The 13119-nt window shown below is 68.2% G+C and carries 14 protein-coding genes; 6 read left to right on the forward strand and 8 right to left on the reverse strand.

The genetic code is table 11. The annotated features are described in order from the left end of the window. Positions 1-36 precede the first annotated feature (36 nt). Positions 37-645, reverse strand: coding sequence for a rhomboid family intramembrane serine protease (locus NC595_RS16255; RefSeq protein ID WP_253568189.1), 609 nt, complete (start codon positions 643-645; stop codon positions 37-39). A gap of 106 nt (positions 646-751) precedes the next feature. On the opposite strand from NC595_RS16255, the gene NC595_RS16260 reads away from it, so the two are divergent. Together NC595_RS16260 and NC595_RS16265 are read left to right on the forward strand one after the other, a co-directional pair. After that, entirely contained in the window at positions 752-1639 is an 888-nt protein-coding gene (locus tag NC595_RS16260; RefSeq protein ID WP_253568191.1) for a PhzF family phenazine biosynthesis protein, read from the forward strand. Continuing rightward, the gene (locus NC595_RS16265) at positions 1636-2100 is read left to right on the forward strand and encodes a YaiI/YqxD family protein (protein ID WP_253568193.1); all 465 of its coding nucleotides are present in this window, start codon (positions 1636-1638) and stop codon (positions 2098-2100) included. Before NC595_RS16260 ends, NC595_RS16265 begins: the two co-directional genes overlap by 4 nt. A gap of 96 nt (positions 2101-2196) precedes the next feature. On the opposite strand, the gene NC595_RS16270 is transcribed toward NC595_RS16265, so the two are convergent. Together NC595_RS16270 and NC595_RS16275 are read right to left on the reverse strand one after the other, a co-directional pair. Beyond that, entirely contained in the window at positions 2197-3087 is an 891-nt protein-coding gene (locus NC595_RS16270; protein ID WP_253568195.1) for an NAD(P)-dependent oxidoreductase, read from the reverse strand. Between the two features lie 94 nt (positions 3088-3181). Continuing rightward, entirely contained in the window at positions 3182-4363 is a 1182-nt protein-coding gene (locus NC595_RS16275; protein WP_253568197.1) for a BaiN/RdsA family NAD(P)/FAD-dependent oxidoreductase, read from the reverse strand. A 174-nt stretch (positions 4364-4537) separates the two neighbouring features. Here NC595_RS16275 and NC595_RS16280 point away from each other — a divergent pair, with 174 nt between their 5' ends. Next, complete coding sequence (locus NC595_RS16280; protein ID WP_253568198.1) at positions 4538-5020, forward strand: YajQ family cyclic di-GMP-binding protein; 483 nt, start codon at positions 4538-4540, stop codon at positions 5018-5020. Between the two features lie 8 nt (positions 5021-5028). On the opposite strand, the gene NC595_RS16285 is transcribed toward NC595_RS16280, so the two are convergent. The 4 genes from NC595_RS16285 to NC595_RS16300 form a co-directional block, all read right to left on the reverse strand. Further along, a complete protein-coding gene (locus NC595_RS16285; protein WP_253568199.1) occupies positions 5029-5541 on the reverse strand; it encodes a hypothetical protein in 513 nt (170 codons plus the stop codon). 10 nt (positions 5542-5551) lie between these two features. Beyond that, on the reverse strand, positions 5552-6130 hold the full coding sequence (locus tag NC595_RS16290; RefSeq protein WP_343214918.1) for a DUF1345 domain-containing protein: 579 nt from the start codon (positions 6128-6130) through the stop codon (positions 5552-5554). 129 nt (positions 6131-6259) lie between these two features. Further along, entirely contained in the window at positions 6260-6553 is a 294-nt protein-coding gene (locus NC595_RS16295) for a GNAT family N-acetyltransferase (RefSeq protein ID WP_253568201.1), read from the reverse strand. A gap of 140 nt (positions 6554-6693) precedes the next feature. Next, positions 6694-7764 (reverse strand): 3-deoxy-7-phosphoheptulonate synthase, encoded by a 1071-nt coding sequence (locus NC595_RS16300; RefSeq protein WP_253568202.1) that lies wholly within the window; start codon positions 7762-7764, stop codon positions 6694-6696. Positions 7765-8077: 313 nt separating this feature from the next. On the opposite strand from NC595_RS16300, the gene NC595_RS16305 reads away from it, so the two are divergent. Then, a complete protein-coding gene (locus NC595_RS16305; RefSeq protein WP_253568203.1) occupies positions 8078-8998 on the forward strand; it encodes an oxygenase MpaB family protein in 921 nt (306 codons plus the stop codon). A gap of 18 nt (positions 8999-9016) precedes the next feature. Here the strand turns inward: NC595_RS16305 and NC595_RS16310 are convergent, their stop codons facing one another. Next, positions 9017-10189 carry a GGDEF domain-containing protein gene (locus tag NC595_RS16310; protein WP_253568205.1) on the reverse strand — a complete coding sequence of 391 codons (1173 nt, stop codon included), beginning with the start codon at positions 10187-10189 and terminating at the stop codon, positions 9017-9019. Between the two features lie 167 nt (positions 10190-10356). Here NC595_RS16310 and NC595_RS16315 point away from each other — a divergent pair, with 167 nt between their 5' ends. Continuing rightward, complete coding sequence (locus NC595_RS16315; protein WP_253568206.1) at positions 10357-12240, forward strand: 3'-5' exonuclease; 1884 nt, start codon at positions 10357-10359, stop codon at positions 12238-12240. Between the two features lie 208 nt (positions 12241-12448). Continuing rightward, positions 12449-12925: a peptide-methionine (R)-S-oxide reductase MsrB gene (gene msrB / locus NC595_RS16320; protein ID WP_253568207.1), complete on the forward strand. Its 477-nt coding sequence runs from the start codon at positions 12449-12451 to the stop codon at positions 12923-12925. Positions 12926-13119: the final 194 nt, after the last annotated feature.

Raw genomic sequence — 13119 nt, forward strand, 5'->3', positions numbered from 1 at the left:
CTCCTGATCCAGCCTGGCCGGCCCGGGTCGAGGGACTCACAGGCCACCGGGCCGGAGCAGCGCCCCGATGAAATGCGATAGCACGCGCGGCTCGATGATCAGGGTGAAAGCCACACCGTACGCCGCTCCCCACAGATGCGCGCTGTGGTTGACATTGTCCTGGCCGCGCCGGTCCATGTAGATCGAATAGGCGGTGTACAGCACCCCGTAGATGATCGCCGGCATCGGAATCACGAACACGTAGATGCGGGCCCACGGCGCCAGCAGGATGAAGGCGAACAGCACCGCAGACACCGCTCCCGACGCACCCAGGCTGCGGTAGCGCGCGTTGCTCCGGTTCTTCAGGTAGGTCGGCAGGATCGAGACCACCAGACCGCCCATGTAGAACAGCAGGAACCCCAGCGATCCCAGCCGCGCCGCATAGAACGGCTCCATCAGCCGTCCGAAGAAGAACAGCGTCATCATGTTGAACAGCAGATGGCCGAAGTCGGCATGCACCAGCCCATAGGTGACCAGCCGGTAGTACTCGCGGCTGCGCTGGATCGCCGGCGGCCACAGCAGCAGGTCGTCCATCAGCTTGCCGTTGTTGAGCGCCATGAAGGAGACCACGCAGGTCACGGCGAGGATGATGAGGGTGATCGTCATGGGTTCTGTCTGTGGATGAAGCGACTCGCCATCTTGGCCGGAGCCGCGGCAGCTGTCGACCGCCCGCTATGATGAAGGGCTACCGCCCTTTCTTGCGCCGCCGACGATGACCGCATTCCGCTATCTGCACCTGGACGTATTCGCCGCCCGCCGCGGCGGCGGCAATCATCTCGGCGTGGTGATCGACGCCAGCGGCTGGACCGACTCCGCCATGCAGGCCTTCGCCCGCTGGACCAACCTGGTGGAGACCACCTTCCTGCTGCCGCCGGCCGATCCTCGGGCCAGCTACCGCGTCCGCATGTTTACCCCGCACAAGGAAATCGACTTTGCCGGCCACCCGAGCGTGGGCAGTGCGCACGCGGCGCTGACCTGCGGACTGATCGAACCGCACGACGGCCTGCTGTGGCAGGAGTGCCGCGCCGGCGTGCTGCCGATCCGGGTGGCAGAGGACCATGGGCACCGTCAGTTGCTGCTGCGTTCGCCGGCGGCCGCGGTGCGCGAATCCGGCACCGATGCGCATCCGCTGCTGCGCCGCGCCCTGTCCGGTGTGGCCAGCGGCCGACTCGCCCCCGCCCTCGTCGACGGTGGACGCCGCTGGTGGGTGGTCGAATGCGCGGACGAGGCTGCGTTGCGGCGCTGGCAGCCGGACCACGCTGCGGTCGGTGCGCTGGGCAAGGCCACCGCCAGCATGGGCATCTGCGCCTTCGCCCGCAGCGAAGCGTCCGACCACCAGCTCGTGGTACGCGCGCTGGCCTCGGGTGCCGGCATTGCCGAGGACCCCGCCTCCGGCGCCGCCAACGGCCTGCTCGCCGCCTATCTGGCCCAGGCCGAACCGCACGGCCCGCTGGCCCGCGGTTATGCGGTCAGCCAGGGGCGCGAGATCGGCTACGACGCGCGGCTGCTCGTGCGCATCGACGACGATGGCGCGGTGTGGGTCGGCGGCCGTACCAACACAGTCATCGACGGCCGCCTGCAGTGGGACGCGAACGCATGAGCGCGCCACAGATCTGGGTGGACGCCGACGCCTGCCCGGTACCGGTGAAGGAGATCCTTTTCCGTGCTGCCGAGCGCGCGCAGGTACAGGTCACCCTGGTCGCCAACCAGTCCCTGCGTACTCCGCCCTCGCGCTTCGTGCGCAGCCTGCAGGTGGCGGGCGGCTTCGATGTGGCGGACAACGAGATCGTGGCGCGGGTCGCCGCCGGCGACCTGGTGGTCACGCAGGACATCCCGCTCGCCGCGCAGGTGCTCGAAAAGGGCGCGCAGGCGGTGAATACGCGCGGAGTACCCTTCACCCCCGACAGCATCGCCCAGCAGCTGTCGATGCGTAACTTCATGGAGGAGCTGCGCGGTGCCGGCGTGGACACCGGCGGACCGTCCACCTTCCACCCGCGCGACCGCCAGGCGTTCGCCAACCAGCTCGATATCTGGCTCAACCGGCGGCCCCGGCCCGGGTAGAGCCCGCTCGCGGGCGATGCTCCTGCTCCTGATCCACAACGAGGCAAACAGAGAGAAACAACGCCCGCGAGCGGGCTCCTTACGCGAAAGATTCGCTCAGGCGTCCTCGCGCCCGTCGAGGCCCGCGCGACGCGCGGCGACCAGCGCCAGGGCGGACCAGTCCAGATCCTCGCCCCCGTGGGCCAGCGCGTCGAGGAAGCCGTCGCGCAGCACGCCGGCGAACGGCAGCGGCACCCGCCGGCCCTCCCCAGCGCTCAACGCCAGGCCGACATCCTTGAGGCCCAGCGCCATGGCGAAGCCGGCCGGGCTGAAACGTTGCTCGGCAATCAACCTGCCGTAACCCTGGTACGCCGGCGCAGCAAACAACGTGGAGGTCATCACCTCGAGGAAATCCGCCGCGTCCACGCCGTAGGCGCGGGTGAGCGTGGAGGCCTCGGCCATCGTCTCGATCGCCGAGGCAAGCATGAAGTTGCCGGCGATCTTCACCACGCTGGCCCGCACCGGATCCTCGCCCATCGGCCAGACCTTCGTACCCATCGCCTCGAGCAGCGGGCGTACCTTGTCGATGGCGGTGGACTTGCCGGCGGCGACGATATTGAGCTTGGCCGCAGCGGCGGCATCCGGGCGACCGAACACCGGTGCGGAAACGTAGTCGATCCCCCGCGCCGTGTGCGCGTCGGCCAGTTCCCGGGCCAATGCCACCGAGATGGTCGCGTGGTTGACGTGCACCGTGCCCGGATCCATCGCGTCGAGCAGGCCACTGTCGAGGAACACCGCACGTACCGCCTGGTCATTGGCGAGCATCGAGCAGACGGCGTCGCCCAGCACGGCACGGTCGGGGGTCCTGGCCAGCTTCGCGCCCAGCGCCAGCAGCGGCTCGGCCGCCGCCTCCGAGCGATTCCAGACCGTGACGGCATGACCGGCTGCCACAAGGTTGCTGGCCATGGCGCTGCCCATGGACCCCAGTCCGATGAATCCGACTTTCATGCGATGCGCTCCACTACGAATGCGTATAAGGTGGATGAGACCACCGCCGGCGTTCAGTGGACGCGAAGCCGCGGACCGGGGAACGCAGCGTTTCCTAGCCGGCCACCTCACCGGCCGCATGGCCGGATGCCCAGGCCCACTGGAAGTTGTAGCCGCCGAGCCAGCCGGTGACGTCGACCACCTCGCCGATGAAATACAGCCCGGGCACCCGCTTCGACTCCATCGTCGAGGACGAGAGCTCGTTCGTGTCGACCCCGCCCAGGGTGACCTCGGCGGTGCGGTAGCCTTCGGTGCCGCTGGCGACGATCGGCCAGTCGTGCAGCTGGCGGCCGATGTCGACCAGTTCCGCCTCGCGGAACTGCCGCATCGGTTTGCTCGGGAACCACACCTCGCACAGCCGCTGCGCCAGCCGCTTGGGTAGCAGGTCGCCCAGCACGTTCTTCAACTCCGCCGCCGGACGCTCGCCGCGCTGCGCCACCAGCCAGTCGCCGATGTCGGCCTCTGGCGACAGGTCCAGCCGCAAGTCGTCGCCCGCCTGCCAGTAGCTGGAGATCTGCAGGATCGCCGGCCCGCTCACCCCGCGGTGGGTGAACAGCAGGCCAGCGCGAAAGCTGTGCTTGCCCACCCGCGCCTCGCTCACCGGCAAGGCCAGACCGGCCAGGTCCTGGTAGCGCTCCTGGTGCTTTCCGCTGAGCGTGAGCGGCACCAGGCCGGCCCGGGTCGGCAGCACCCGATGACCGAACTGTCGCGCCAGCTCGTAGCCGAAACCGGTCGCACCCAGGCTGGGGATCGACAGGCCGCCGGTGGCGATCACCAGCGAGGTCGCCTGTATCGGCCCGTCGGCCGTCTCGATGAGAAAACCCTCTTCCGACTTCGCCACCTGGGTCACTGCGCAACTGGTGCGCACCTCCACGCCGGCAGCCGCGCACTCGTCCAGCAGCATGCGCACGATCAGCTTGGACGACTCGTCGCAGAACAGCTGGCCGAGTTCCTTCTCGTGGTAGCGGATGCCGCGCTTTTCCACCAGCGCGATGAAATCCCACGGCGTATAACGCGCCAGCGCGGACTTGGCGAAATGCGGGTTGGCCGAGAGAAAGTTGGCCGGCGTCGTGCCCAGGTTGGTGAAATTGCAGCGCCCGCCACCGGACATCAGGATCTTCTTGCCCGCCTTGTTGGCGTGGTCGACCACCCGCACGCGCTTGCCGCGCTGGCCCGCGGTGATGGCACACATCAGGCCCGCGGCACCGGCACCGATCACCAGCACGTCGACCTTCATGCGCGAAGGTCCGGAGGCGACGACAGCGAGGCGAACGGCGGCAACAGGGTGATAGGCATGCAGTCACTGGATTCCGGCTTGCGCCGGAATGACGGAGGGAGGGAGACGGTGGCGGATTATCCCACGGCGCGGCTGGCTTACACTTGCCCCTTTCCCGCCGCCCGAGATGTCGCCATGCCCTCCTTCGACGTGGTCTCCGAAGTCGACAAGCACGAACTCACCAACGCCGTGGACCAGGCCAACCGCGAACTCACCACGCGCTTCGACTTCAAGGGCACGAACGCGAAGTTCGAGCTGGAGGATTTCGTGATCACCGCCACCGGTGCCAGCGAGTTCCAGCTCAGGCAGATGCGCGACATCCTCACTACTCGTCTGGCCACGCGCAAGATCGACCTGCGCGCGCTGGAAACCGCCGACCCGGAGACCAATCTGGCCGGTTCGCGGCAGAAGATCACCGTGAAACAGGGCATCGAGCAGGCGTCCGCCAAGAAGCTGATCGCCGCGATCAAGGCGGCCAAAATCAAGGTCGAGGCGCAGATCAACGGCGAGAAGCTGCGCGTCACCGGCAAGAAACGCGACGACCTGCAGGCCGCCATCGCCCTGCTGCGGCAGACCGATGTCGGCGTGCCGCTGCAGTTCGACAACTTCCGCGACTGAGCCCCGGCTCAGCCCAGGCCACGCCGCCGCAGCACATGGCGGCTGAGCCACGGCGCGAGGGCGAACCCCAGGCAGGCCAGCGTGACGATCCACAGCAGCGCGTCCCAGGGTCCCTGCGGCTGCGGATGGTCGTGCCGGATCCAGCCATCCAGCACCCTCGAGACGGCCGAGAACGAAAACACCAGATCGATCCAGTATGGCGGCCGAAGCGGAACGAAACGCAGCCCCCCGCCGACCTGGAGGGAACGACGCCGGAACCAGCCGGCCCCGCGCAGGAACACCGCTGCCATCAGCATCGCGAGCAACACCGGATAGGCGACTGCGGCCAGCCGCGCATCGGCGCCGGCATGGCGCAGGGCCAGGGCCGCGACCATCGCCAGCACGCTGAGCATGACGCTGCCACGCGTGGTCCCCGCGGCAGGATAGGGAATCACCCGCACCCGTCCGTCCCGGATCTCGGACGGCTTGGGCGGCAACCAGCGGTAGCCCTGTTCTCCGTTGCTTCCCTCGATGCCGATCATGCCGCCGCCCTCAGGCCTGCCCGGCCACGATGTTCACGGTGACGGCGATGATGAAGACGTTGAAGAAGAACGCGATCACGCTGTGCAGCAGGACCATGCGGCGCAACTCGCGACTGGTGATCTGCACGTCGGAAACCTGGAACGTCATGCCGATCACGATCGAGAAATAAGCGAAATCCCAATAGTCCGGCTCATCCTTGCCGGGAAACTCCAGCCCCTGGTGCGGGCTGCCGTAATCGCCGTAGAAGCCGTGCGCGTAGTGCAGTGCGAACATCACGTTGATGAACAGCCAAGCCAGCACGATGCAGCTTCCGGCCACCGCGAGCGCCGGCCAGCCGCCATTGCGGGCCGCATGCAGTTCGGTGCCCAGGGCCACCATCACCATCCCGGTCACCGCGATCGCGCTCCAAAGGACGCCCCAGCGACCGGCATCCTGCAGTCGCGCCTGGTGCCGCATGCTCTTGATCGAGGCGCGGTTGAACATCAGCAGCATGCCGCCGAGGAACACCAGCGCGCCCAGGTCGAAGCCAAGCAGCAGCGCCGGTGCCAGCGACATGCCGGCGCCGTGCAGCACGCCGGACGCGAGCACGAAGACCAAGAAAGCCGTACTCAGTCGCGGACGGACCCACAACGAATGCAAGGGTCGCCAACGGCGACGACCGGACGGGGCGGAATGCTCGGGTGTCGTGTTCATGCAGGACGATTCGGCCTCGAAAGATCAGACAAGCAGATCGCCGACATCGGGATGGCGCCCGGCCCACACTGCAGCATAGGAACAGCTCGGGCGCACTCGCCAGCCGCGTCGACGCGCCTCGGCGAAGGCCGCAGCGACCAGCGCGGCGGCCATGCCCTTGCCGCGTGCCGCCGGCGGCACGCCGGTGTGATCGATGGTCATCACCGCCCCGCCGTCCCCGGACTGCAGCAGGTAGGTCAGGATGCCGCGATGGCCATCCTGGCGCGTTTCGAATACACGGGCATCTTCATCGTGATGGATGGCGAAGTCGGTCGACATGCGGGCTCCGGGGGGCGGCTGCCGCACAGCATACGACCGAAGCCGGCGGCGGATGCCCGCCGACGCGCCATACGCAACAAGTTTCGCCGCGCGGCAGCGTGCCGGTGCGGCGATCGGCATCGCGCCGCCGCCAGGTCGAGCTACGCCACCTGGCGCGCGGCCTGCCGGCGTGCACGCACGGCGTCCGCCAGCCGGTCCAGCACCGCCACCGACGCGTTCCAGTCGATGCAGCCGTCGGTGATGCTCTGGCCGTAGACCAGCGGCTGGCCGGGAAGGAGATCCTGGCGGCCACCGAACAGGTGGCTTTCCACCATCACGCCGATGATGCGCGTTTCGCCGTGCGCGATCTGGCCGGCGATATCGGCCACCACCTGCGGTTGGTTCTCCGGCTTCTTGCTGCTGTTGGCGTGGCTGGCATCGATCATCAGCCGCGGTGCAAGGCCGGCCTTGCCGATCGCGGCGCAGGCGGCCTCGACGCTGGCGGCGTCATAGTTGGGCACACTTCCGCCGCGCAGGATCACATGGCAATCGCCGTTGCCCGCGGTGGTGGCGATGGCGGTACGGCCGTCCTTGGTCACGGCCAGGAAATGATGCGGCTGCGAGGCCGCCTGCACCGCGTCGACGGCGATCTTCACGTTGCCGTCGGTACCGTTCTTGAAACCGACTGGGCACGACAGGCCCGAGGCCAGCTCGCGGTGCACCTGGCTCTCGGTGGTGCGCGCGCCGATCGCGCCCCAGCTCACCAGATCGGCGGTGTACTGCGGGGTGATCATGTCCAGGAACTCGCTGCCGGCAGGCACGCCGAGCTCGTTGATGCCGATCAGCAGGCCGCGCGCCAGCCGAAGCCCGCGATCGATGCGGAAACTGCCGTCCAGGTCCGGATCGTTGATCAGGCCCTTCCAGCCCACCGTGGTGCGCGGCTTCTCGAAGTACACGCGCATCACGATTTCCAGCGCATCGGCATGCTTCTCGCGCTCGACCGCGAGGCGCTGGGCGTATTCGATCGCGGCCCGGGGGTCGTGGATCGAGCAAGGACCGATCACCACGGCGAGTCGATCGTCGCGCCCCTGCAGTATCGCGTGCAGCCGTTCGCGGGCCTTGGCGACCGTGCGATGCGCGACTTCCGGATCGGCGCAGTCGCCGATCACTTCGGCGGGGGTGGACAAGCGCTTCAGCTCGCGGATGCGCAGGTCGTCGGTGGCAGTGCTCATGGGGCGGTTCCTCGTGTCGGGGTCCGGGCGACCATGAAAAAAGCCGCCAGGGTTGGGCTGGCGGCTTTCAGGATTCGGTGGGATCGGTGTTTTGCTTACGATCGCGCCCCTGGCTCCGCCTGTGGCTTCGGATAGCCATAAAACCAAGCAAACCAGCGGGCAGTGCGGATCGTCATGAAGCTAGGGATACCACATCCAAGGACCGATGCAAACGTCGGAAATGGCATAAGCGCCGACGACCAGCGGCCGGAAGGCAGGCGCGCGTTGCCGCAAGCGCCCGCCGGCACCTGCCGGCACCGCTAAGATGCGAGGCATGCCCACCGCCCTGCATCTCGTCACGCGACCGGCCCAGGCAGCGATCCGCCGCTGGGTGGCGGGCGCGTTCCCGCGCAACGGTGGGGGTACGGTCGACTACGACACCCCGGTGGGCGATCCCGGCCTGTTCGATCCGGAGGGCGCGACCTGGCGCATCCATGCCGATTTTCCCGGCATGCTCGCCGGCGGCCTGGCCGCGCTGATGCTGCAGACGCTGCATCCGCTGGCGCTGGCAGGGGTGTGGGACCACTCCAACTTCCGCGAGGATCTGCTCGGTCGGCTTCGCCGAACTACCACCTTCGTCGGCGGCACCACCTACGCGCCACGCGCGTCGGCAGAGGCATTGATCGAGCGCGTGCGCCATATCCATGACCGGGTCCGCGGCACCACCGAGGACGGCCGCCCCTACGACGCCAACGATCCGGCCCTGCTCACCTGGGTCCACGTGACCGAAGCCTACAGCTTCCTGCAGGGCTACCGCCGATACAGTCACATCGACCTGCCGGGCGGTGCGGCCGACCGTTACTTCGACGAATGCCGCCGGGTCGCCGAAGCACTGGGGGCACGGGACGTGCCGCGCAGCGAGAGCGAGGTCGACGCCTACTTCCGCAGCGTGCGCCCCACGCTCGCCTACACCGGGCGCACCCGCACCGTGCTGGACATCCTCGCCCAGGTGCGGTTGCCGGTGCCGGTCGCCTCGCTGTCGCGCGACGTATTCCTGCACGCCGGGGCCGCGCTGTTGCCCGAATGGGCGATCCGGATGCTGCGGAGGACGCCTGCCCAGCGGGCCAGGGCACGGATGGCGGCGCATGCGCTGTGGTCGATGGCACCGGTATTCCGGCTGGCCCTGACCGAAGGCATCGCGGCGCATGCATGCCGCCGGGTCGGACGCGACCCACGCGAACTGCACCACTGGTAACCGGCTACCCGCCCGGACTCAGGCGGTCGCCTCCGACGACATCACGCGATTGCGCCCGGCCCGCTTGGCCGCATAGAGCGCGGCATCGGCACGACGGCGCAGCACGGTCATGTCCCAGCCACCGGGCCCGGCCACGGCGGTACCGATCGACACCGTCAGGCGGACCGGCTCGCCGTTGATCACCATCGGGGAGTTCTCGACCGTGGCGCGGATACGCTCGGCCAGCGCCAGCAGGCCCGCCTCGTCGACCCCCGGCGACAGCACGAGAAACTCCTCGCCACCGACCCGGCCGACGATATCGCCGCTGCGAAGCATGCTCTGGATGTGGCCGACGAGGGCTTGCAGGACCTTGTCGCCGCCGTCATGGCCGAAGCGGTCGTTGATGTACTTGAAGTGGTCCGCGTCGAGCAGCAGCACGCCGACCGAGCCGCGCCACCCCCTGGCCTCGGCGAGCATCCGGTCGGAGGCCTCGCCCATGGCCCTCCGGTTGGCGACGCCGGTCAGTGGATCGATCCGCGCCAGGTCGTGCAGTTCGCGTCGCAGGATCTCGTTGTAAAGCAGCAGGAAACCGATGCTGGCGAATAGCGGCTGCATGCCCGAGAGCAGCACGTAGAACACGTTCACCGGAGTCGGCGTGGCCACCTGATCCGGCGGGTGGGAGCCCAGCCACAGCGACCCGTTGCGCCACAGCAGCAGGGCCAGTTCCAGCAGGTAGACCCACAACAGCACGCATCGGGCACGCGTGTCGCGTTCCCGGCAACCGCCGCGCAAGGCCTCGACGTTGAGCAACACGTTGCCCAGGATCGCGCACGAGCCCCACAGCACGCGCAACCGGTAGTCGGGATAGACCGCACCCAGCCAGGAAACGCCGGCCCAGCCGAGGAAACCGATCGTCGCCGCTGTCTTCAGCCGCAGCGGCTCGCCGAGCAGTTGGCGGATGGCCACCACCACCATGCCTTGGGCGAGCAGGTTGAGGGCGTTGCCTCCGATGACCAGCGCAGAGGGGGAAATGAACGCCTGCAACGCCAGCAGTCCGTATCCGGAAGCCTCCACAGCCAACGCAAGCGCGCGCAGCCGTATGGCCGCCAGCGCGCGGCCGTTGCCGCTGTGGGTCCCCACCCAGAGCATGAGACCCAGCGCCAGGGCCTGCACCGCATTGAGCAGAGACAGTGTTTCGACTTGAACCGGCATCCCCTCTCCCCGCCCGGCCGGCCACATGTGCCGCCGAATTGCACGGCGCGATAGTACCTGCCGGGCCGGCCTCCGTGCATGGCGGAGGCTTCCCCGGGGAACCCCGGGGCTTTGCCAGCCCGCGGGGATTGGCTACTTTCGCCGCGGAGACACTCACCGGACCCCGGATGGCCACGCTCATTCCTTCCCGCAACAGCTGCCTGCCGCGCATGACCGGCGGCGAGAAACGCGTCTCCGAACGCCTGGAGCAGAAACTCGAGGACGATTACCTGATCTGGTACGACGTCCCGGTCGGCCCCAAGCAGCGCCATCCGGATTTCGTCATCGTCCACCCGCGCCGCGGCCTGCTGGTACTGGAGGTGAAGGACTGGAAGGCCGAGACCCTGCAGCAGGTCGACAACACCCAGGTCACCCTGCTCACCGACCGCGGCACGGTGAAGGAGAACAACCCGCTGCTGCAGGCACGCGCCTATGCGCTGGAGATCGGCGTGGCGTTGCAGAAGGACCCGGCCCTGCACTTCCCGCCCGGCCACCGCCACGCCGGCAAGCTGGTGATGCCGTGGGGCTGGGGCGTGGTGCTGGCCAACATCAGCCGCAAGCAGTTCGACGAGGGCGGGCTGGACGCCGTGCTGCCGGCGCACCTGGTGATCTGCCGCGACGAGATCTACGAATCGGTGGAAGCCGAGGCCTTCCAGGAGCGGCTGTGGGCGATGTTCCCGCAGGTGTTCCCGGTGGCGCTCACCCTGCCCCAGCTCGACCGCGTGCGCTGGCACCTGTTTCCGGAGCTCCGGGTCGACCCGGGCTCGGGCCAGTTCGGCCTGTTCCCCGCCCGGGAGGACGAGCCGGGCAAGGCAATCGAGATCCCCGAACTGGTCAAGGTGATGGATGCGCAGCAGGAGCAGTTGGCGCGTTCGCTGGGCGACGGCCATCGCCTGATCCACGGCGTGGCCGGCTCGGGCAAGACAATGATCCTGGGTTTCCGCGCCCTGCAGCTGGCGCGGACCATGGCCAAGCCGATCCTGGTGCTCTGCTACAACAAGACCCTCGCCGGGCGGCTGGACCAGCTGGTCGGCGAGCGCGGCCTGTCGGACAAGGTGCAGGTCTACAACTTCCACCGCTGGTGCCGGCAGATGCTCACCGCCTACCACGTGGACCTGCCCACGAAGGAAGGCAAGAGCACCGACGATTTCTTCGCCGAGATGGTCGAACGGGTGATCGCCGGGGTCGACCGCGGGCAGATCCCGCGCTTCCAGTACGGCGCCGTGCTGGTGGACGAGGGCCACGACTTCGAGCCGGACTGGTACAAGCTGATCGTGCAGATGGTCGACCCAAGCACCAACTCGCTGCTGGTGCTGTACGACGACGCGCAGAACATCTACGGCCGCGACGACCGGCGCAAGTTCACCTGGAAGGAACTGGGCGTGCAGGCGCAGGGCCGCACCACCATCCTCAAGCTCAACTACCGCAACACGCTGGAGATCCTGTCGGTCGCGCGCGGCTTTGCCAGCGACCTGCTGATCGAACGGATCGGCGAGGACGACGGCGTGCCGCTGATCGCGCCGCAAAGCGCCGGCCGCCGCGGTCCGGTACCCGAACTGATCCGCACCGACACCGTCGGCGAGCAGCTCACGACTCTGATCCAGTGCCTGCGCGACGAGGCCGCCCACGGCCGGCCGCTGTCGGACATGGCGGTGATCTTCCGCAACCAGTGGGAGGGCGAGAAGCTGCACGAGGCACTCAAGCGCGAGGGCATCGCCAGCCGCCTGGCCGAAGGCGATGGCAAGCGCGCGCTGTTCCTGGTCGAGGACGCAGTGCGGCTGGTCACCATGCACTCGAGCAAGGGCCTGGAATTCCCGGTGGTGTTCATCCCCGGCCTCGGCTCACTGCCCAAGCCCGGCAAGGACGAGGCCGAGGAAGCCCGCCTGCTCTATGTCGCGATGACCCGCGCCACCGAGCGACTGGTGCTGATCCACCACGAGGACTCGGTGTTCAGCCAGCGCATCCGCAACGCGATCAACGACGTGCAGGGGCAGTTGCAGGCGCTGGCGTGAGCGGGAGTGGCTCCTCGCGGCTCCGGGGGAGGCGCTGGATGACCAACCCTGCGGCTGTCGAAAGTCCCCGCGTCGAACCACTCGCGACACGCATCTTCATCGTCGTTCCAGCGAAAGCTGGAACCCAGCGACTCACCATGCCTCAGCCTGCTTGGACAACCCCCGCCAACACCCCATCTTGTCGATATCGTCACCCGCTGGAGCCACCATGTCCCGCTTCGATCTCACCCCGCCTACCGACGCCCAGCGCCAGGCCATCACCGCCGGCCTCACCCCGGACGAACGCCGGGTGCTGCTCCAGCACGGCACCGAGGCGGCGTTCTGCGGCGTATTCCTGGACAACAAGAAGGACGGCGTCTACACCTGCCGCTTCTGCGGGCTGCCGCTGTTCCGCTCCAGCGCCAAGTTCGACTCCGGCACCGGCTGGCCAAGTTTCTTTGCCACCTACGACGACACCCACCTGCGCTATATCCGCGACACCAGCTACGGCATGGTGCGCACCGAGGAAGTCTGCGCCCGCTGCGGCAGCCACCTCGGCCACGTGTTCCCCGACGGCCCGCCCCCGACCGGTCACCGTCACTGCCTGAATTCGGTGGCGCTTGGCTTCGTCGAGCAGGGCGAATCGTTGCCCGACCTCCTCGGGCGCGGCGTTCCCGAAGGACAGCCCGAGCCCGCCGCGGACTGAACGTCCTCCGCACGGCTTCGGTCACTTTTCGTCGCCGGACTGCTCGCCAGCGTCACAAACTTGCGGATTGCCCGGCTGGGCTAGCGCGCCTGAAGCCGGTGACGGGCAGTCGCGTCATTCAGGAATCAGCGGTCCGACCGCGCCGCCGGGCCGAACGACCCGCATGCAAACGGTTGCAATACCTCGCCTCAAGC

Origin of the sequence: Dyella lutea (assembly GCF_024158035.1) — a bacterium.
GTDB lineage: Bacteria > Pseudomonadota > Gammaproteobacteria > Xanthomonadales > Rhodanobacteraceae > Dyella_A > Dyella_A lutea.

Excerpts from the sequence above, each read along its gene's own strand:
- NC595_RS16255 (WP_253568189.1), bottom strand. The coding sequence starts at position 645 with ATGACGATCACCCTCATCATCCTCGCCGTGACCTGCGTGGTCTCCTTC.
- NC595_RS16260 (WP_253568191.1), top strand. The coding sequence starts at position 752 with ATGACCGCATTCCGCTATCTGCACCTGGACGTATTCGCCGCCCGCCGC.
- NC595_RS16265 (WP_253568193.1), top strand. The coding sequence starts at position 1,636 with ATGAGCGCGCCACAGATCTGGGTGGACGCCGACGCCTGCCCGGTACCG.
- NC595_RS16270 (WP_253568195.1), bottom strand. The coding sequence starts at position 3,087 with ATGAAAGTCGGATTCATCGGACTGGGGTCCATGGGCAGCGCCATGGCC.
- NC595_RS16275 (WP_253568197.1), bottom strand. The coding sequence starts at position 4,363 with ATGAAGGTCGACGTGCTGGTGATCGGTGCCGGTGCCGCGGGCCTGATG.
- NC595_RS16280 (WP_253568198.1), top strand. The coding sequence starts at position 4,538 with ATGCCCTCCTTCGACGTGGTCTCCGAAGTCGACAAGCACGAACTCACC.
- NC595_RS16285 (WP_253568199.1), bottom strand. The coding sequence starts at position 5,541 with ATGATCGGCATCGAGGGAAGCAACGGAGAACAGGGCTACCGCTGGTTG.
- NC595_RS16295 (WP_253568201.1), bottom strand. The coding sequence starts at position 6,553 with ATGTCGACCGACTTCGCCATCCATCACGATGAAGATGCCCGTGTATTC.
- NC595_RS16300 (WP_253568202.1), bottom strand. The coding sequence starts at position 7,764 with ATGAGCACTGCCACCGACGACCTGCGCATCCGCGAGCTGAAGCGCTTG.
- NC595_RS16305 (WP_253568203.1), top strand. The coding sequence starts at position 8,078 with ATGCCCACCGCCCTGCATCTCGTCACGCGACCGGCCCAGGCAGCGATC.
- NC595_RS16310 (WP_253568205.1), bottom strand. The coding sequence starts at position 10,189 with ATGCCGGTTCAAGTCGAAACACTGTCTCTGCTCAATGCGGTGCAGGCC.
- NC595_RS16315 (WP_253568206.1), top strand. The coding sequence starts at position 10,357 with ATGGCCACGCTCATTCCTTCCCGCAACAGCTGCCTGCCGCGCATGACC.
- msrB (WP_253568207.1), top strand. The coding sequence starts at position 12,449 with ATGTCCCGCTTCGATCTCACCCCGCCTACCGACGCCCAGCGCCAGGCC.